The organism is Streptomyces sp. NPDC053426, assembly GCF_055585405.1.
In genome coordinates, this window is the sequence record NZ_JBVJKE010000003.1 from 173,837 (window position 1) to 191,426 (window position 17,590).

General features: G+C 67.9%; 16 protein-coding genes. 8 read left to right on the forward strand and 8 right to left on the reverse strand.

All coding sequences use genetic code 11. The features are described 5' to 3' along the window. The first annotated feature begins 457 nt into the window (after positions 1–457). Positions 458–1,795 carry an MATE family efflux transporter gene (locus ACZ62B_RS07735; protein WP_468887404.1) on the forward strand — a complete coding sequence of 446 codons (1,338 nt, stop codon included), beginning with the start codon at positions 458–460 and terminating at the stop codon, positions 1,793–1,795. Positions 1,796–1,877: 82 nt separating this feature from the next. On the opposite strand, the gene rplI is transcribed toward ACZ62B_RS07735, so the two are convergent. The 4 genes from rplI to rpsF all read right to left on the reverse strand — a co-directional run bounded on the left by rplI (position 1,878) and on the right by rpsF (position 3,576). Then, entirely contained in the window at positions 1,878–2,324 is a 447-nt protein-coding gene (gene rplI, locus ACZ62B_RS07740; RefSeq protein ID WP_030857086.1) for a 50S ribosomal protein L9, read from the reverse strand. 18 nt (positions 2,325–2,342) lie between these two features. Further along, positions 2,343–2,579 (reverse strand): 30S ribosomal protein S18, encoded by a 237-nt coding sequence (gene rpsR / locus ACZ62B_RS07745; RefSeq protein ID WP_003949403.1) that lies wholly within the window; start codon positions 2,577–2,579, stop codon positions 2,343–2,345. A 42-nt stretch (positions 2,580–2,621) separates the two neighbouring features. After that, the gene (locus ACZ62B_RS07750) at positions 2,622–3,209 is read right to left on the reverse strand and encodes a single-stranded DNA-binding protein (protein ID WP_073933342.1); all 588 of its coding nucleotides are present in this window, start codon (positions 3,207–3,209) and stop codon (positions 2,622–2,624) included. Positions 3,210–3,285: 76 nt separating this feature from the next. Further along, positions 3,286–3,576 carry a 30S ribosomal protein S6 gene (gene rpsF, locus ACZ62B_RS07755; RefSeq protein ID WP_004929252.1) on the reverse strand — a complete coding sequence of 97 codons (291 nt, stop codon included), beginning with the start codon at positions 3,574–3,576 and terminating at the stop codon, positions 3,286–3,288. Between the two features lie 317 nt (positions 3,577–3,893). On the opposite strand from rpsF, the gene ACZ62B_RS07760 reads away from it, so the two are divergent. The 3 genes from ACZ62B_RS07760 to ACZ62B_RS07770 all read left to right on the forward strand — a co-directional run bounded on the left by ACZ62B_RS07760 (position 3,894) and on the right by ACZ62B_RS07770 (position 6,611). Further along, entirely contained in the window at positions 3,894–4,208 is a 315-nt protein-coding gene (locus tag ACZ62B_RS07760) for a hypothetical protein (protein ID WP_469689420.1), read from the forward strand. Between the two features lie 166 nt (positions 4,209–4,374). Continuing rightward, a complete protein-coding gene (gene femX, locus ACZ62B_RS07765) occupies positions 4,375–5,496 on the forward strand; it encodes a peptidoglycan bridge formation glycyltransferase FemX (protein ID WP_344569790.1) in 1,122 nt (373 codons plus the stop codon). 83 nt (positions 5,497–5,579) lie between these two features. Continuing rightward, positions 5,580–6,611 carry an alanine racemase gene (locus ACZ62B_RS07770; protein WP_030857077.1) on the forward strand — a complete coding sequence of 344 codons (1,032 nt, stop codon included), beginning with the start codon at positions 5,580–5,582 and terminating at the stop codon, positions 6,609–6,611. A 106-nt stretch (positions 6,612–6,717) separates the two neighbouring features. Here the strand turns inward: ACZ62B_RS07770 and ACZ62B_RS07775 are convergent, their stop codons facing one another. From ACZ62B_RS07775 to ACZ62B_RS07785, 3 genes are all read right to left on the reverse strand, one after another. Then, complete coding sequence (locus ACZ62B_RS07775) at positions 6,718–8,226, reverse strand: glycosyltransferase family 87 protein (protein WP_468883808.1); 1,509 nt, start codon at positions 8,224–8,226, stop codon at positions 6,718–6,720. A gap of 182 nt (positions 8,227–8,408) precedes the next feature. Then, complete coding sequence (locus tag ACZ62B_RS07780; protein ID WP_344569786.1) at positions 8,409–8,837, reverse strand: hypothetical protein; 429 nt, start codon at positions 8,835–8,837, stop codon at positions 8,409–8,411. A 275-nt stretch (positions 8,838–9,112) separates the two neighbouring features. Continuing rightward, positions 9,113–11,752, reverse strand: coding sequence for a transglycosylase domain-containing protein (locus tag ACZ62B_RS07785; protein ID WP_468883805.1), 2,640 nt, complete (start codon positions 11,750–11,752; stop codon positions 9,113–9,115). A gap of 396 nt (positions 11,753–12,148) precedes the next feature. On the opposite strand from ACZ62B_RS07785, the gene ACZ62B_RS07790 reads away from it, so the two are divergent. From ACZ62B_RS07790 to ACZ62B_RS07805, 4 genes are all read left to right on the forward strand, one after another. Further along, complete coding sequence (locus ACZ62B_RS07790; protein WP_030857073.1) at positions 12,149–12,832, forward strand: PadR family transcriptional regulator; 684 nt, start codon at positions 12,149–12,151, stop codon at positions 12,830–12,832. Between the two features lie 44 nt (positions 12,833–12,876). Beyond that, positions 12,877–13,959: an inositol-3-phosphate synthase gene (locus ACZ62B_RS07795; protein ID WP_073933338.1), complete on the forward strand. Its 1,083-nt coding sequence runs from the start codon at positions 12,877–12,879 to the stop codon at positions 13,957–13,959. A gap of 78 nt (positions 13,960–14,037) precedes the next feature. Further along, positions 14,038–15,300, forward strand: coding sequence for an MFS transporter (locus ACZ62B_RS07800; protein WP_344569780.1), 1,263 nt, complete (start codon positions 14,038–14,040; stop codon positions 15,298–15,300). A 122-nt stretch (positions 15,301–15,422) separates the two neighbouring features. Continuing rightward, positions 15,423–15,896, forward strand: coding sequence for an LppU/SCO3897 family protein (locus ACZ62B_RS07805; RefSeq protein ID WP_469689421.1), 474 nt, complete (start codon positions 15,423–15,425; stop codon positions 15,894–15,896). A gap of 102 nt (positions 15,897–15,998) precedes the next feature. On the opposite strand, the gene ACZ62B_RS07810 is transcribed toward ACZ62B_RS07805, so the two are convergent. Next, positions 15,999–17,465 (reverse strand): CCA tRNA nucleotidyltransferase, encoded by a 1,467-nt coding sequence (locus ACZ62B_RS07810; RefSeq protein ID WP_468721230.1) that lies wholly within the window; start codon positions 17,463–17,465, stop codon positions 15,999–16,001. Between the last annotated feature and the right edge of the window lie 125 nt (positions 17,466–17,590).

Genomic DNA, 17,590 nt, shown 5'->3' on the forward strand with positions numbered 1-17,590 from the left:
GCCACCTCCTCCCGTCCGCCGGAACGGACCTCGCCGTGCCTCTCTGTTCTACGGCACGGCACTGACAAATAAGAGGCCCAACTCCAGTTGTCGCGCGCCGGATTTGTGGCGTTTGTGAAACCGGTGGACGGAGCGAGCGCCGGACCACCGTAGGCCCGTCGGCACCGTCAGCCAATCTGGTTATCCACAGGCCCTGTGGACGACCGGCCCAATGCTGTGGAGAACTCCGCGAAACCTGTGCACGAGCCGGTGGACAGCCCTGTGAACAAGACCAAACCCTTGACGTCCACAAGGCTGTGACCTGCGCTTTCATCATCCACCGGCTGTGCAGAAGAAAAAGTTGCCCAGTCGGCTCAAGATCGCTTCTTGCGATGTACCCAAGCCCACACCCAAAGCCACAAAGTAAGGGTCGATAGAGCTTTGCATCTCTTACCTGTGGACGATTAGATTGGTGCACATGACACAGGCCCCCGCGCGGCCCGGAGCCGCTCGACGGCGGCATGACCGCGAAATCGTCATGCTGGCAGTCCCCGCCTTCGGCGCCCTCGTCGCCGAGCCGCTCTTCGTCATGGCGGACAGCGCCGTCGTCGGCCATCTGGGCACGGCACAGCTCGCCGGTCTCGGCGTCGCCTCGGCCCTCCTGATGACCGCCGTGAGCGTCTTCGTCTTCCTGGCCTACGCCACCACGGCCGCCGTCGCCCGGCGCGTCGGAGCCGGCGACCTCCCCTCGGCCATCCGCCAGGGCATGGACGGAATCTGGCTGGCCCTGCTCCTCGGCGTCACCGTCATGGCCGTCGTCCTGCCCACGGCACCCGCCCTCGTGGACCTCTTCGGCGCCTCCGACACGGCGGCCCCCTACGCGACCACCTATCTGCGGATCTCCACACTCGGCATACCGGCCATGCTGGTCGTGCTCGCCGCGACCGGTGTCCTGCGCGGGCTGCAGAACACCAGGACACCGCTCTACGTCGCCATCGCCGGCTTCGCCGCCAACGGTGTGCTCAATGTCGCGCTGGTCTACGGCGCCGGCCTGGGCATCGCGGGCTCCGCCTGGGGCACCGTCATCGCGCAGTGCGGCATGGCCGCGGTCTACCTGGCCGTGGTGCTGCGCGGAGCGCGCAGGCACGGAGCGTCGCTGCGCCCGGACTCCGCCGGGATCAGGGCGTCCGCCCGGGCGGGCGTTCCCCTACTGGTCCGGACCCTCTCGCTCCGGGCGATCCTGATGATCGCGACAGCCGTCGCCGCCCGTCTCGGCGACTCCGAGATCGCGGCCCACCAGATCATCCTCTCCCTGTGGAGCCTGCTCGCCTTCGCGCTGGACGCCATCGCCATCGCCGGGCAGGCCATCATCGGGCGTTATCTGGGTGCCGGCGACGACCGGGGTGCCCGTGAGGCATGCCGCCGCATGGTCGAGTGGGGTATCGCGGTCGGTGTCGTCCTCGGCGTCCTGGTGGTGCTCGCCCGGCCGGTGTTCCTTCCCCTGTTCACCAGTGACGCCACGGTCACGGACGCGGCACTGCCCGCCCTGGTGCTGGTGGCGCTGTCCCAGCCGATCTGCGGCGTCGTCTTCGTCCTGGACGGGGTCCTGATGGGCGCGGGCGACGGACCGTACCTGGCCTGGGCGATGCTGCTCACCCTCGCGGTGTTCACTCCCGCCGCCCTGCTGGTTCCCTCACTCGGGGGCGGACTCACCGCACTGTGGGCCACGATGACGCTCATGATGACCGTGCGGATGCTGACCCTGTGGTTCCGCACCCGCTCCGGCCGCTGGATCGTCACGGGCGCCGCACGCTGACCGTTTCACGTGGAACACGGCGATGGGGGCCGCACCCCGAAGGGTGCGGCCCCCATGCTCACTGCTTCAGCGAGCGCGGCACTCAGCCGGCGACGACCTCGATGGCGACCTTGGCGGCCACCTCGGGGTGCAGACGCACGGACGTCTCGTGGGCGCCCAGCGTCTTGATCGGCGAGCCCAGCTCGATGCGGCGCTTGTCGACCTCGGGACCACCGGCGGCCTTGATCGCCGAAGCGATGTCGGCCGGGGTGACGGAACCGAAGAGACGACCGGCGTCGCCGGAGCGGACGGCCAGGCGGACCTTGACGCCCTCGAGCTGGGCCTTCACCTGGTTGGCCTGCTCGATGGTCTGGATCTCGTGGATCTTGCGAGCACGACGGATCTGCTCGACGTCCTTCTCGCCGCCCTTGGTCCAGCGGATCGCGAGCTTCCGCGGAACCAGGTAGTTGCGAGCGTAACCGTCCTTGACGTCGACGACGTCGCCCGCGGCACCGAGGCCGGAGACCTCGTGGGTGAGGATGATCTTCATGAGTCGGTCACCCTTCCCTTATCGCGCGGTGGAGGTGTAGGGCAGCAGCGCCATCTCACGGCTGTTCTTGACGGCCGTGGCGACGTCACGCTGGTGCTGCGTGCAGTTGCCGGTCACGCGGCGGGCACGGATCTTGCCGCGGTCGGAAATGAACTTCCGCAGCATGTTCGTGTCCTTGTAGTCCACGTACGTGACCTTGTCCTTGCAGAATGCGCAGACCTTCTTCTTAGGCTTGCGCACAGGCGGCTTCGCCATGATGTTTCTCCTGTGTGATCAAGAAGTGTGGGTACGGCCCGCCTAGAAGGGGGGCTCGTCCGAGTAGCCGCCGCCGCTGCCGCCGGAGCCACCGCCCCAGCCGCCGCCACCGCCCTGCTGGCCACCGGCGGGAGCGCCGGTCGCCCACGGGTCGTCGGCGGGAGCGCCGCCGCCCTGCTGGCCACCGCCGGGGCCGCCGCCCCAGCCGCCGCCACCCTGGCCGCCACCGCCGCCGTAGCCGCCACCACCCTGCTGACCACCGCGGCCGGTGGTCTTGGTGACCTTGGCCGTGGCGTTGCGCAGGCTGGCGCCGACTTCCTCGACGTCCAGCTCGTAGACCGTGCGCTTGACGCCCTCACGGTCCTCGTAGGACCGCTGCTTCAGCCGGCCCTGCACAATCACGCGCATGCCTCGCTGGAGCGACTCGGCGACGTTCTCCGCCGCCTGACGCCAGACCGAGCAGGTCAGGAACAGGCTCTCGCCGTCCTTCCACTCGTTCGTCTGGCGGTCGAAGGTGCGGGGGGTCGACGCGACACGGAACTTCGCGACGGCCGCACCGGACGGGGTGAAGCGCAGCTCGGGGTCGTCGACAAGATTGCCGACGACCGTGATGACGGTCTCGCCTGCCATGGGGAACCTCTCGGCGGGTTTGCTGCTGGCTGCTTGTGCTGCTACTCGAGTCCCGGGATCAGCTGAGCGGGAGAGCTCAGTGGGTCTCGGGGCGGAGGACCTTGGTCCGGAGGACCGACTCGTTCAGGTTCATCTGGCGGTCGAGCTCCTTGACGACCGCAGGCTCGGCCTGCAGGTCGATGACCGAGTAGATGCCCTCGGGCTTCTTCTTGATCTCGTACGAGAGACGACGACGGCCCCAGGTGTCGACCTTCTCGACCTTTCCGCCGCCGTCACGGACGACAGAGAGGAAGTTCTCGATCAGCGGGGAGACAGCGCGCTCCTCGGTGTCGGGGTCGAGGATGACCATCACCTCGTAGTGACGCATGTGGAACCCACCTCCTTTGGACTCAGCGGCCACGGTCGTTCCGTGGCAGGAGGGTCGTGATGCGTTGCCGCAACGATGCCTGTCAGTAAAACAGCCGCCACTGACAATCGAGGCCGGGCGGCGATCTCCCAGGCCGGCCGGGGCGGACCGTGGCCCTTCCTCGGCTTGCCTGGCTCTGTCCGGACAGAGACCGGTGCGGACGGTACAGAGTACCCGCACAGCGGCTTCCGGTTGAAATCCGGCCGTGGGGACAGTCAATCTGTACACATCGGGTGTGTACGGCGCTACGATCCGCCGCCTTTCGCAGGAGGTGCCCCATGACACAGGCATTGCGACCCAACACCGCCGGAGGCCTTTTCGCCACGGACGGCAAACCCCACCCGCTCCAGGACACCCTCATGGCGGTGACCCTGGTGCTGGGCATCACGTCCTTCATCACGGCGATGTTCCACCACCTGCACCTGCTCACCTCCTGGACCGGCCTGGTGGGGATCCTCACCGGCGCGTACGGCCAGTGGATCTCGGTGACGACCCGCGAGCGGTTCGGTCTCGTCCTGGGCCTGGGTGCCGCGGCGGTCGGGTTCTTCCTGGGCATGGCGCACGGGGGCCTCTTCGGCGGTCTCTTCGACTGACGTCGGGCACCCCCTCTTTCGAACATCGTCGAACGTCCCGGCCGGCGACGGGCCGGGACGAAGGTCCCGTGCGCCCAACCGGGGCGCCCCCGAGGCGCAGTAGGCTTCGCGCGAGAGCCGGAGCCCCTGAACCCATGGGGACACACCAGCCCGAGGAGCGCCCCGAATGAGCCTGACCCTGAGGACCATCAGCCGAGAGCAGCATCTGGCCTACATCCAGAGCCTGCCGTCGGCGAGTCACATGCAGGTCCCGGCCTGGGCTGATGTCAAGGCGGAATGGCGCTCGGAGAACCTCGGCTGGTTCGACGACCGGACCGGTGAGCTGGTCGGTGCCGGTCTCGTCCTCTACCGGCAGCTGCCCAAGATCAAGCGCTACCTCGCCTATCTGCCCGAGGGCCCGGTCATCAACTGGTTCGCGCCGAATCTCCAGGAGTGGATCGAGCCGATGCTCGCCCACCTGAAGCAGCAGGGCGCGTTCTCGGTGAAGATGGGTCCGCCGGTGATCATCCGGCGCTGGGAGGCCTCGACCATCAAGAAGGGCATCCAGGACCAGGACGTGAAGCGTCTGCGCGACCTGGAGGCCGACTTCATCGAGCCCCGCGCCTTCGAGGTCGCCGACAAGCTGCGCCGCATGGGCTGGCAGCAGGGCGAGGACGGCGGCGCCGGCTTCGGGGACGTCCAGCCCCGCTACGTCTACCAGGTGCCGCTGGCCAACCGCGCCCTGGAAGATGTCCACAAGAACTTCAACCAGCTGTGGCGCCGCAACATCAAGAAGGCGGAGAAGGCCGGCGTCGAGGTCGTCCAAGGCGGCTACAACGATCTGCCCGAGTGGCAGCGGCTGTACGAGATCACGGCTGTGCGCGACCACTTCCGGCCCCGCCCGCTGTCGTACTTCCAGCGCATGTGGTCGGCCCTCAACACCGAGGACCCCAACCGCATGCGGCTGTACTTCGCCCGGCACAACGGCGTGAACCTGTCCGCGGCGACGATGCTGATCGTCGGCGGGCACGTGTGGTACTCCTACGGAGCCTCCGACAACATCGGCCGCGAAGTCCGGCCCTCGAACGCGATGCAGTGGCGGATGCTGCGCGACGCCTACGCGCTCGGCGCGACCGTCTACGACCTGCGCGGCATCTCCGACTCGCTGGACGAGACCGACCACCTCTTCGGTCTGATCCAGTTCAAGGTGGGCACCGGCGGCCAGGCCGCCGAGTACCTCGGCGAGTGGGACTTCCCGCTGAACAAGCTGCTCCACAAGGCGCTCGACATCTACATGTCGCGCCGCTGACCTCTGTTCCACCGCTCCGGCGGCTCCATTCGCTCCCATACCTCTGATACACCGCAGCCACGAGAAAGGTTCCAGGTCCGGCCATGGCGCTCACGCTCTACGTCGACACCGCGCGCTGGCGGGCGCATCACAAGCACGTGCAGGAGCAGTTCCCGGGGCTGGTCCCGGTCTGCAAGGGCAACGGCTACGGCTTCGGCCACGAGCGGCTGGCCGAGGAGGCCACCCGGCTGGGCTCGGACGTCCTCGCCGTCGGCACGACGTACGAGGCCGCCCGGATCAAGGACTGGTTCGGCGGTGACCTGCTGGTGCTGACGCCGTACCGGCGCGGCGAGGAGCCGGTGCCGCTGCCCGACCGGGTCATCCGCTCGGTGTCGTCCGTCGACGGCGTGTACGGCCTGGTCGGCGCCCGGGTGGTCATCGAGGTGATGTCCTCGATGAAGCGGCACGGCATCAGCGAGCAGGACCTGCCCCAGCTGCACTCCGCGATAGAGAACGTCCGGCTGGAGGGCTTCGCCATCCATCTGCCGCTGGACCGCACCGACGGCTCGGACGCCGTCGAGGAGGTCATCGGCTGGATGGACCGCCTGCGGGCGGCCCGTCTGCCGCTGCACACCATGTTCGTGAGCCATCTCAAGGCCGACGACCTCGCCCGGCTGCAGCAGCAGTTCCCGCAGACCCGCTTCCGCGCCCGGATCGGCACCCGGCTCTGGCTGGGGGACCACGAGGCCACCGAGTACCGGGGCGCCGTCCTGGACGTCACGCGCGTCGCCAAGGGGGACCGGTTCGGTTACCGCCAGCAGAAGGCCGCCTCCGACGGCTATCTGGTGGTCGTGGCGGGCGGTACGTCGCACGGGGTGGGCCTGGAGGCTCCCAAGGCCCTGCACGGGGTCATGCCGCGGGCCAAGGGCGTCGCCCGCGCCGGCCTCGCCACGGTCAACCGCAACCTCTCGCCGTTCGTCTGGGGCGGCAAGCAGCGCTGGTTCGCCGAGCCGCCGCACATGCAGGTGTCGATCCTGTTCGTGCCCGCGGACGCGCCGGAACCGACGGTGGGCGAGGAGCTGGTGGCCCATCTCCGGCACACCACCACGCAGTTCGACCGGCTCGTCGACCGCTGACGGCGGGAGGGCCGTACACGCGCTGACAGCGGGAGAGGCCGTACACGGTTCGCCGTGTACGGCCTCTCCCGCTCCCTGAGGGAGCGTCACCCTCCGGCTTGTTCGCTCAGAGCGAACCGTCGGTGGTTTCCGTCCTGCCCCATTCGACCGGAGGCCCCTCGAAGTGGGCCGCGTGACGAGCGGGGCGAGCCGCCGGCCCGAGCACGAACACGTCCTCGGCCCCGTCCAGCACCCCGCCCGAGGGGTCGTCGTCACCGGACCGGCGCACCGGGTCCCGCTCCGGCATCAGGATGTCGCGCAGGACCATGACACACAGGTAGAGCGTCCCCAGCAGATGCACGCCGATCGCCCAGTGGTAGCCGTCGGTGGGCAGTCCCTTATGGGCGTCCCCGCTGGTCGTGTAGGCGAGGTACATCCAGATGCCCAGGAAGTACGCCACCTCACAGGCCTGCCAGACGAGGAAGTCCCGCCACTTCGGCCGGGCGAGGGCCGCCAGCGGCACCAGCCACAGGACGTACTGCGGCGAGTAGACCTTGTTGGTGAGGATGAACGCCGCGACGATCAGGAAGGCGAGCTGGGCGAAGCGCGGTCGGCGGGGGGCCGTGAGCGTGAGGGCCGCGACGCCCACGCAGCACAGCAGCATCAGCGCCGTGGCGAGCGTGTTGACCGTGTCGGTGCTCAGCGGGTCGTCCGAGTTCTGCGCCAGGATCAGCCAGAAGGAACCGAAGTCGACGCCCCGCTCCTGACTGAACGTGTAGAACTTCGACCAGCCGTCGAACGCGAAGAGCATCACGGGCCCGTTGACGACGAGCCAGGCGACGGCCGCGCCGCCGAGGGCCGTGCCGTACTCACGCCATCGTCCCGCGCGCCAGCACAGCACCAGCAGCGGCCCGAGCAGCAGTACGGGGTAGAGCTTGGCGGCCGTGGCGAGCCCGAGGAGGACGCCGAAGGCGAGGGAGCGCCCCCGCGACCACATCAGCATCGCGGCGGCCGTCAGAGCGATCGCCAGCAGGTCCCAGTTGATGGTCGCGGTCAGCGCGAAGGCCGGCGCCAGGGCGACCAGCAGGCCGTCCCAGGGCCGCCGCGCGTGCGTACGGGTCACGCAGACGACGATGACGGCCGCGCACGCCATGAGCATTCCGGCGTTGACCATCCAGTACCACTGTTCCTGGTCCTGGATGCTGCCGCTGCCGGGGGTGAGCCAGGCGGCGACCTCCATGAACAGGCCGGTCAGCACCGGGTACTCGAGGTACTCCATGTCCCCGGGGAGCCTGTCGAAGTACGGCACCAGCCCGTCGGCGAAGCCGCGTCCCTGGTAGAGGTGCGGGATGTCCGAGTAGCACGCGTGCGTGTACTGGGAGCTGGCGCCGAAGAACCAGGCGCCGTTGTAGCAGGGTGCCTTCTGCACCAGGCCGAGGGCGAACATGCCGATCGCCACGAGCGCGATCACTCGCACCGGGGTCCACCAGGAGGTCCCGGTCAGAGCACGCCGTCCGAGCGGACCGCCGATCAGCTCGCTGCCGGCCGCGGCGACCCGGTCCTCCCCGGTCGGCCGCACCGGCTCCGGCTCGTGGACGCTCGCTTGCGTCGATTCTCCACTGGGCATGCCGCACATCCTGCCGTACGTGGCTGGGAGAGTGCCGAAGACCGTACATCCGGCGCCGGCGCAGGAGGCACGCCGATCGGTTCGACCAGCGGAACCACCTACGCCGACGGATGCACGGCCTCATGGACGCGTGACTGGAGCCCTCAGGTGATGAAGGACGGGCCGGACCGGCGAACGCCTGCCTGTCCGTTTCAGCCCTGCGTTCCTCCGGACACCCACTTCGTGCAGCTGCTGAGCTGCTCGTTTCCCTCGTAAGTGGCGACCTGGACCGCGACGTCAAAAATGTTGCCGGATCCAGAGACGTAGGTTTCCCAGCTCTTGTACGTGCCGTAGCCGTCGTAATTGGCCCGCCACTGGAAGTACTGCTTTGAATCCGCGTAGGACGCCACGAGTCGAACACGAACATGGTGCCCGTCGGCCGCCTCGTCGTACACCTTGAGGACGACCTTGGGAATGCCCGCGTCGGTGTAATCCCAGCCGGTCGTGGCGGCCGAGCCGCTGGATCCCGTGGTGTAGCAGGAAGCGTAGTGCTGAACGGCGGCCTGGGAGGGGCTTGCCGTGATGGCGACGACCAGCGCGGCACCGAGTGGAACCAGACTGAACTTCGTCCTCTTCTTCAACACTCTCTCCGATTCATCCGGCAGCTGCCTTATTTTTTCAGCGAGAGATTATCTCGGTGAACTCTCCACGACAAGATCACAAACCCCACGACAACGGCATGCCGTGATTCCCTGGACACCGAGCCGTCATCACGCCCCACTCGAAACATAATGAATCCGATTTGGCACGCTTTCAGTTGCCGAATCACCGAATGAGAAAACACCGAGGGCCGCCGCACCCTGGGGTGCGGCGGCCCATGTTTCACGTGAAACGCCCAAGCCGGGCGACAGGTCGGCTAACCGGCCGGCCCTCCGAAGAGACCGCCCCCGTTGCCGTTGCCGTTGTTGTTTCCGGTGTCGCTACTGGACGTGGGATCCGGCGAGCTGGTCGCCCCTCCGTCCGTGCCGCCGTTGTCCGTACCACCGTTGTCCGTGCCGCCCGTTTCCTCCTCGCCGTCGTCTTCGCAGTTGAAGTCGAACGGCCTGCACGTGGCGGTGTTGGCCGGTGGCGGCGGCGTGGTCTCGGTCTGCGAGGGCGACGGAGGCGCCGACGGCGTCTCCTTCTCCTCTTCTTCCTCGGTCTCCGTGACGCTCGGACTGGGGGACGGCGCTCCGATCCCGTCCGCGATCTCACCGATCTCCTCGGCCTTGGGGAAGCCGGGGTCGTCCTCGCCCTTCAGCGCGGCCTTCATGTACTCGGTCCAGATCTGCGTGGGGACGTCACCACCGTGGATGGAGTCATCCCCCGCCGTGCCGTTCATGGAGAGCAGCTTGTGGTCCTTGGGGTCCTCGCGGAACATCCCGACCGAGGTCGCGAGCTGCTGGGTGTAGCCGACCCACCACGCGGACTTGTTCTCGTCGGTCGTACCCGTCTTGCCGGCTGCTCTCCGCCCCAGCTCCTGCGCCTTGTAACCGGTACCGTTCTCGATCACGTTCTCGAGGATGTCGGTGATGTTGTTCGCCACGTTCTCCGGCATCGCCCGCGTGACACGCGGCTTCTCGAAGCCGGGCAGTTCCGATCCCTTGTGCTTGACGGCGGTCACCGAGTACGGGTCGGCCTGCTTGCCGGATGCCGCGAAGGTCGCATAGGCGTCGGCCATGCGGATCGCGCTGGGGGTCGATGTACCGAGGGCGAACGACGCGTTCAGCTGCCCGGAGAAGCTTTCCTTCAGAATGCCGGACTTCTCGGCGACGTCCGCCACCTTCTTCATCCCCACGTCCATGCCGAGCTGCACGAAGGGGGTGTTGACGGACTGCTCCATCGCCTTGCGCAGGGTGATGTAACCCCACGGGTAGTCGCTCTCGTTCTCCTGGTAGAAGGGCGTGTTGTCCTTCTTGAGGACGAGGGAACCGTCGTTGTACTTGATCTGCAGGTGGTCGTCGCCGTTGTACTTGCTGAGCGGCGAGACGCCTACGCCGTCCGTCTTGTAAGTGCCGTACTGCATCGCGGCGGCCATCACGAACGGCTTCCACGTCGAACCGACGGGGATACCCGAGGTGTCCGCGTTGTTGTTGAAGTGACCGTTCTCGAAGCCGGCACCGCCGTAGAGAGCGACGATCGCGCCGTCATTGGGCTTCACCGACGCCGCGCCGAACTGGACGTGCTGGTCCTCCTCACGCTTCTTCGGGTCGAGCTTCTCCTTCTCGACCTTCTTCACGGCCTTGGCCAGTGCCTCGACCTTGTCCTTCTCGAAGGTCGTGTAGATCTGGTAGCCGCCCTGGTCGAACTGCGCCTCCGTGATGTCGGAGTTCTTCAGGACGTAGCGCTTCGCCGTGTCGACGAGATAGCTGACCTGGCCGGTCATGCCCTTGATCGCCTTGCGGCCCTGGGGCATGGGGTACTTCTTGACCGCCTCCTGGTACTTGGCGTCCGAGAGGTGCTCGTCCGCGTGCATCTGCTCGAGGATCCAGCTCCAGCGTTCCTCGGAACGCTCGCGGTTCTTCTCGGCGGTGGCGGAGGAGTCGAGGTTCGTGTTGCCCGCGGGATCGAAGTACGTCGGGCCCTTGAGCAGCGCGGCGAGGAAGGCGCACTCACTGGGCGTGAGATCGACCGCGTCCTTGCCGTAGTAGGTCTGGGCGGCGGCCTGGATGCCGTAGGCGCCACGGCCGTAGTACGAGGTGTTCAGGTAGCCCTGGAGGATCTCGGCCTTGGAGAGCTTCGTGCCCACCTTGATCGAGATGAACATCTCCTTGAACTTCCGGGAGATCGTCTGGTCCTGGCTCAGGTAGGTGTTCTTCACGAACTGCTGGGTGATCGTCGAGCCGCCCTGGGTGTCACCACCCGTGGCCATGTTGCCGAGCGCCCGGGCGATACCCATGGGGTCGATGCCCGAGTCCTCGTAGAAGCTCTTGTTCTCGGCCGAGATCACCGCCCACTGCATGGCCTCGGGGATGCGGTCGATCGTGACGTTCTGCCGGTTCTGCCCGCTGCCGGTGGCGACCATCTGGCTACCGTCGGCCCAGTAGTAGACGTTGTTCTCGGACAACGCCATGGCGTTCTCCTCGCTGGGCACGCTCACCATCGCGTACCCGATCCCCGCCACGGCGACCAGGCTTCCGAAGAACGCGATGCACAGGCCGGACACGAGCTTCCAGGACGGCGTCCAGCGGCGCCAGCCGTCCTTGTCGTGGCGCGGATAGTCGATGATCCGCTTCTTTCCGGAAGGGGCCGAGCGCCCCCCGCCCCGGCCGGGGCCGGCGGCACCGGCGCGGCGGCCACCGCCTCTCTGTGCCGCGCGTCGCGCCTCGGCGCGGCTGCCGTACGTATGCTCCTCACCCCCCGAGCCATGAGAGCCCGACCCATAGGAATCGGACGGAGACCCGGTGGCGCCTCGCGGTGCCGCGCGGCGGCCGGAGGACGAGCCGGACTGGCCGCGTCGGGCCGCGGCACGTCCGCCTCCCTGCGGCTGCGGCGGTTTGCGACGGTGCTCGCTCATCGAACGACTACTCCTCGGGCAGGCGCACCCTTGCGCGCCTGGAAACGGCGGCTGGTTTCCGGTCCCCCCGAAGTACGGATGCGGCGCTTCCCGCATTCACCCGTACTGCACCGGGGAGCAAGACGTCCCCAGGCGTCACTCGGTTCCCGGTGGTGTGCATGGCGCACAGACTACGCACCGTCAAAACCCGCCGAGCACAGAAGTTCACCTCAAATCAGGCAACTTGCTCCCTATCAATCGGTGATGTGATCCCGTTCACCTTTCTGCCCCTTGTCGCATCCGGAAGGCCGTTCTATCGTCGTGATGTATCGAGTCGATACATCAGCTCGGCATAAAGGCGGCGACGAGCCGCACACGAGACCGTCACGGCACGACCGCGGCAGAGAGGAGGCGACGATGAGCCGGCGTTCCGGGATCCTCGAGTTCGCCGTACTCGGCCTGCTCCGCGAATCTCCGATGCACGGCTATGAGCTGCGCAAACGACTCAATACGTCACTGGGTGTGTTCCGTGCGTTCAGCTACGGGACGCTCTACCCCTGCCTCAAGACGCTGCTCGCCAACGGCTGGTTGATCGAGGAGCCGGGGAACACCACCGAGGACGCCCTCGCCGCTCCGCTCGCGGGGCGCCGCGCCAAGATCGTCTACCGGTTGACGGCGGAGGGCAAGGAGCACTTCGAGCAACTGCTCTCCCAGACGGGGCCGGACGCGTACGAGGACGAGACCTTCGCCGCGCGGTTCGCCTTCTTCGGGCAGACGTCGCGCGACGTACGCATGCGCGTGCTCGAGGGCCGCCGCAGCCGGCTGGAGGAGCGCCTCGAGAAGATGCGCGCCTCCCTGGCCCGGACCCGGGAGCGCCTCGACGACTACACGCTCGAGCTCCAGCGCCACGGGATGGAGTCCGTGGAGCGCGAAGTGCGCTGGCTGAACGAGCTCATCGAGAGCGAGCGGGCAGGGCGGGACCTGAAGGGATCCGCCACCGGGGGGCCCGCTCAGCAGGACACCACATCTGGAGCGACGGGCGGCCTGCCCCGGACCGGGGACGACCCCCGGCCGGATACGCCCGACGACACCGCCACGTGAGACCCCCTGAAGGGCCTCACTCGTACACACAGGGAGCAACCGGAATGGGTTCGGTTCGCGTAGCCATCGTCGGCGTGGGCAACTGCGCCGCATCGCTGGTGCAGGGCGTCGAGTACTACAAGGACGCCGACCCGGCGTCCAAGGTCCCGGGCCTGATGCACGTCCAGTTCGGCGACTACCACGTCCGTGACATCGAGTTCGTCGCCGCCTTCGACGTGGACGCCAAGAAGGTCGGCCTGGACCTCGCGGACGCCATCGGCGCCTCCGAGAACAACACCATCAAGATCTGCGACGTGCCGAACAGCGGCGTCCAGGTCCAGCGCGGCCACACCCTCGACGGTCTCGGTAAGTACTACCGGGAGACCATCGAGGAGTCCGCCGAGGCCCCGGTCGACGTCGTCCAGGTGCTCAAGGACAAGCAGGTCGACGTCCTCGTCTGTTACCTGCCCGTCGGCTCCGAGGACGCGGCGAAGTTCTACGCCCAGTGCGCCATCGACGCCAAGGTCGCCTTCGTCAACGCCCTCCCGGTCTTCATCGCCGGCACCAAGGAGTGGGCGGACAAGTTCACCGAGGCGGGCGTCCCGATCGTCGGTGACGACATCAAGTCCCAGGTCGGCGCCACCATCACGCACCGCGTCATGGCGAAGCTGTTCGAGGACCGCGGTGTCGTCCTGGACCGCACGATGCAGCTGAACGTCGGCGGCAACATGGACTTCAAGAACATGCTCGAGCGCGACCGCCTCGAGTCCAAGAAGATCTCCAAGACGCAGGCCGTCACCTCGCAGATCCCCGACCGGGACCTCGGCGAGAAGAACGTCCACATCGGCCCGTCCGACTACGTGGCCTGGCTGGACGACCGCAAGTGGGCCTACGTCCGCCTGGAGGGCCGCGCGTTCGGTGACGTCCCGCTGAACCTGGAGTACAAGCTCGAGGTCTGGGACTCCCCGAACTCCGCCGGTGTCATCATCGACGCCCTGCGCGCCGCGAAGATCGCCAAGGACCGGGGCATCGGCGGCCCGATCCTCTCGGCGTCCTCGTACTTCATGAAGTCCCCGCCGGTGCAGTACTTCGACGACGAGGCCCGCGCGAACGTCGAGAAGTTCATCCAGGGCGAGGTCGAGCGCTAAGACCTCCCCACTGTGGGCAGTTGAGGGTCTCCGGGTCGCATGGCCCGGAGACCCTCTCCGTATGTGAGGCTGTGCCCCATGGCCGTCGTCCGTGACCTGCGCGTCCTGCTGCGCCTCCAGGGCTTCAGGCGCCTGCTCGCCGTCCGGCTGCTCTCCCAGGGCGCCGACGGGGTCTTCCAGGTCGCGCTCGCCGCCTACGTGGTCTTCTCCCCCGAGAAACAGACGTCGGCCACGGCGATCGCCTCCGCGATGGCGGTCCTGCTCCTCCCGTACTCCGTGGTCGGCCCCTTCGCGGGAGTCCTCCTGGACCGCTGGCGCCGCCGCCAGGTCTTCCTCTACGGCAACCTGCTGCGCGCCCTGATGGCCTCGGTGACCGCCCTCCTGATCCTCGTCCGGGTGCCCGACTGGCTCCTCTTCGTCGCCGCCCTGTGCGTCACCGGCGTCAACCGCTTCGTCCTCGCCGGGCTGTCCGCCGCGCTGCCGCGCGTGGTGGACAGCGAGCGGCTGGTCGTCGCCAACTCCCTGTCCCCGACCGCCGGAACGCTCGCCGCGACCGCGGGCGGCGGGCTCGCCTTCGTCGTCCGTCTGGTCGTCGCCGACTCCGACGCGGCCGTGGTGCTCGTGGGAGCCGCGCTGTACCTGTGCGCGGCCGTGGCATCGCTGCGCATGGCGAAGGAACTGCTCGGCCCCGACCGGGCCCTGGTACGTCCCCGGCTGGCCACGGCACTCACCGGAACCGCTCGTGACCTGATGGCGGGCGTACGGCACCTCGCCGCGCCCCGGCGCAGGGAGGCCGCCTGGGCGCTCACGGCGATGTCGCTCATGCGGTTCTGCTACGGCGCGATGCTCGTCATGCTGCTGATGCTCTGCCGGTACGCCCTGACGTCGACCACCGACGAGGGACTCGCCCTGCTGGGACTGGCATTGGGGGTGTCCGGCGCCGGCTTCTTCGCCGCGGCCGTCCTCACGCCCTGGGCCGCGGGGCGGCTCGGCCCCGGCCGCTGGATCGTGGTCTGCGCCGCAGCGGCGGCCGTGCTGGAGCCGGCGCTCGGCCTGCCCTTCGCCTCCGGTCCCTTGCTGGCCGGGGCGTTCGTCCTGGGCCTGACCACCCAGGGTGCGAAGATCGCCACGGACACCGTCGTCCAGGCCTGTGTCGACGACGACTTCCGCGGCCGGATCTTCTCCGTGTACGACGTCCTGTTCAACGTGGCCTTCGTCGGCGCCGCGGGAGTGGCCGCCCTGATGCTCCCGCCGGACGGCCGATCGGTCCCGCTGGTGGTAACGATCGCCGTTATCTACGGAGCAGTAGCTGTGGCTATGGCCCGTTTTGAACGTCAGTAAGTGTCACATCAACGCCACAGAGCTTTATCGGGCTACGGAGTTGTCAGTGCGGGCCGGTAGCTTACGTGCGTCTTATCAACGCGTCTTTCGCGCCACGCACCCATGTTCCAGGGGGACCCCAAGTGACTACTCCGCCGCCTCAGGGCAATCCGTTCGCGCAGGGCCAGCAGCAGCCCTACGGCCAGCCTCAGGGCCAGGCTCCCTTCCCGCAGCAGGCGGGCCAGCCCGGATTCCCCCCGCCGGGCGCTCCGGTCCCGCCGCCCGCTCCCTCCGGGCGCTTCAGCAAGAAGGTGCTGCGCATCGTCGGCTTCATCGTCATCGCGGTACTCATCGGCGTGGGCAAGTGGTTCTTCGGCCAGAGTGACGCCGAGACCACGTCCGTGGGCAGTTGCATGCACAACGAGGGCACGCAGATCAGCCCGGACCTCAAGACGGTGGACTGCTCTTCGAGCGACGCCCAGTACAAGGTCGTCGAGAAGTTCGACAACACCAGCGACGACTCGAAGTGCGAGGCCGTCAAGGAGGCGACGATCTCCTACTACCAGACGGGCGACAGCAGCCACAACGTGGTCCTCTGCCTCAAGGAAGTGAAGTAACACTTCCACGCGGACTCGAAGGGCGGTGTTTCACGTGAAACACCGCCCTCGTCATGTCAGCGGGGCCATGTTTCACGTGAAACATGGCCCCGCCCCACGCTCTCAGCCCTGCTGCCCGGCCCACCACTCCTTGAGTGCCGCCACCGCCGCGTCGTACCCCATCGGTCCGTTCTCCAGTCGGAGCTCCAGCAGGTGCTTGTACGCCTGACCGACGGCCGGGCCCGGCTTGACGCCCAGGATCTCCATGATCTGGTTGCCGTCGAGGTCCGGACGGATGGCGTCCAGCTCCTCCTGCTCCTGGAGCTGGGCGATCCGCTCCTCCAGACCGTCGTACGCACGCGAGAGGGCCGAGGCCTTGCGCTTGTTGCGGGTCGTGCAGTCCGAGCGGGTCAGCTTGTGGAGCCGGTCGAGGAGCGGCCCGGCGTCACGGACATAGCGACGCACTGCGGAGTCCGTCCACTCTCCCGTGCCGTAGCCGTGGAAGCGCAGATGGAGCTCGACGAGACGTGAGACGTCCTTCACCAGCTCGTTGGAGTACTTGAGCGCCGTCATGCGTTTCTTGGTCATCTTCGCCCCGACCACCTCGTGGTGGTGGAACGAGACGCGGCCGTCCTTCTCGAAGCGGCGCGTGCGCGGCTTGCCGATGTCGTGCAGCAGGGCCGCCAGGCGAAGGGTCAGGTCGGGGCCGTCCTCCTCCAGGGCCATCGCCTGCTCCAGGACGATCAGCGTGTGGTCGTAGACGTCCTTGTGCCGGTGGTGCTCATCCCGTTCCAGGTGCAGGGCCGGCAGCTCGGGCAGCACGTATGCGGCGATCCCGGTGTCCACGAGCAGGGACAGGCCCTTGCGCGGGTGCGTGGAGAGGATCAGCTTGTTCAGTTCGTCCCGTACGCGCTCGGCGGAGACGATCTCGATGCGTCCGGCCATCTCCTTCATCGCCGTGACGACCTCGGGTGCCACCTCGAAGTCGAGCTGGGCGGCGAAACGGGCGGCCCGCATCATCCGCAGCGGATCGTCCGAGAAGGAATCCTCGGGCGTGCCCGGGGTGCGCAGCACCCGCGCGGCCAGATCGGCGCGACCGCCGTGCGGATCGATGAACCGCTTCTCCGGCAGCGCGACGGCCATCGCGTTCACCGTGAAGTCACGCCGGACCAGATCCTCCTCGATGGAGTCGCCGTACGACACCTCCGGCTTGCGCGAGGTGCGGTCGTACGCTTCCGAGCGATAGGTGGTCACCTCGATCTGGAAGCTCCGCTCGGCGTCCCCGACGCGGGCCTCCTTCTGCGCGCCGACCGTGCCGAAGGCGATCCCGACGTCCCAGACGGCGTCCGCCCAGGGACGCATGATCTTCAGTACGTCCTGCGGGCGGGCGTCGGTCGTGAAGTCGAGATCGTTGCCGAGGCGGCCGAGCAGCGCGTCCCGCACCGAGCCGCCCACCAGGGCGAGTGAGAACCCGGCCTCCTGGAAGCGGCGGGCGAGGTCGTCGGCGACAGGGGCGACCCGCAGCAGTTCACTCACGGCGCGGTCCTGCGCCTGGCTCAGGGCACTGGTCTCTTCGTTGGCGTTCGGCACAACAGAAGAGGGTACGTGGCCCGAACCACCGAGGGCTCCCCCAATAACGCACGCGCGGACACCCCGGCCGATACACGGACAAGCCCACGTCCCCGATCTTGTGGACCGGTCCGCGGCACTTCCTC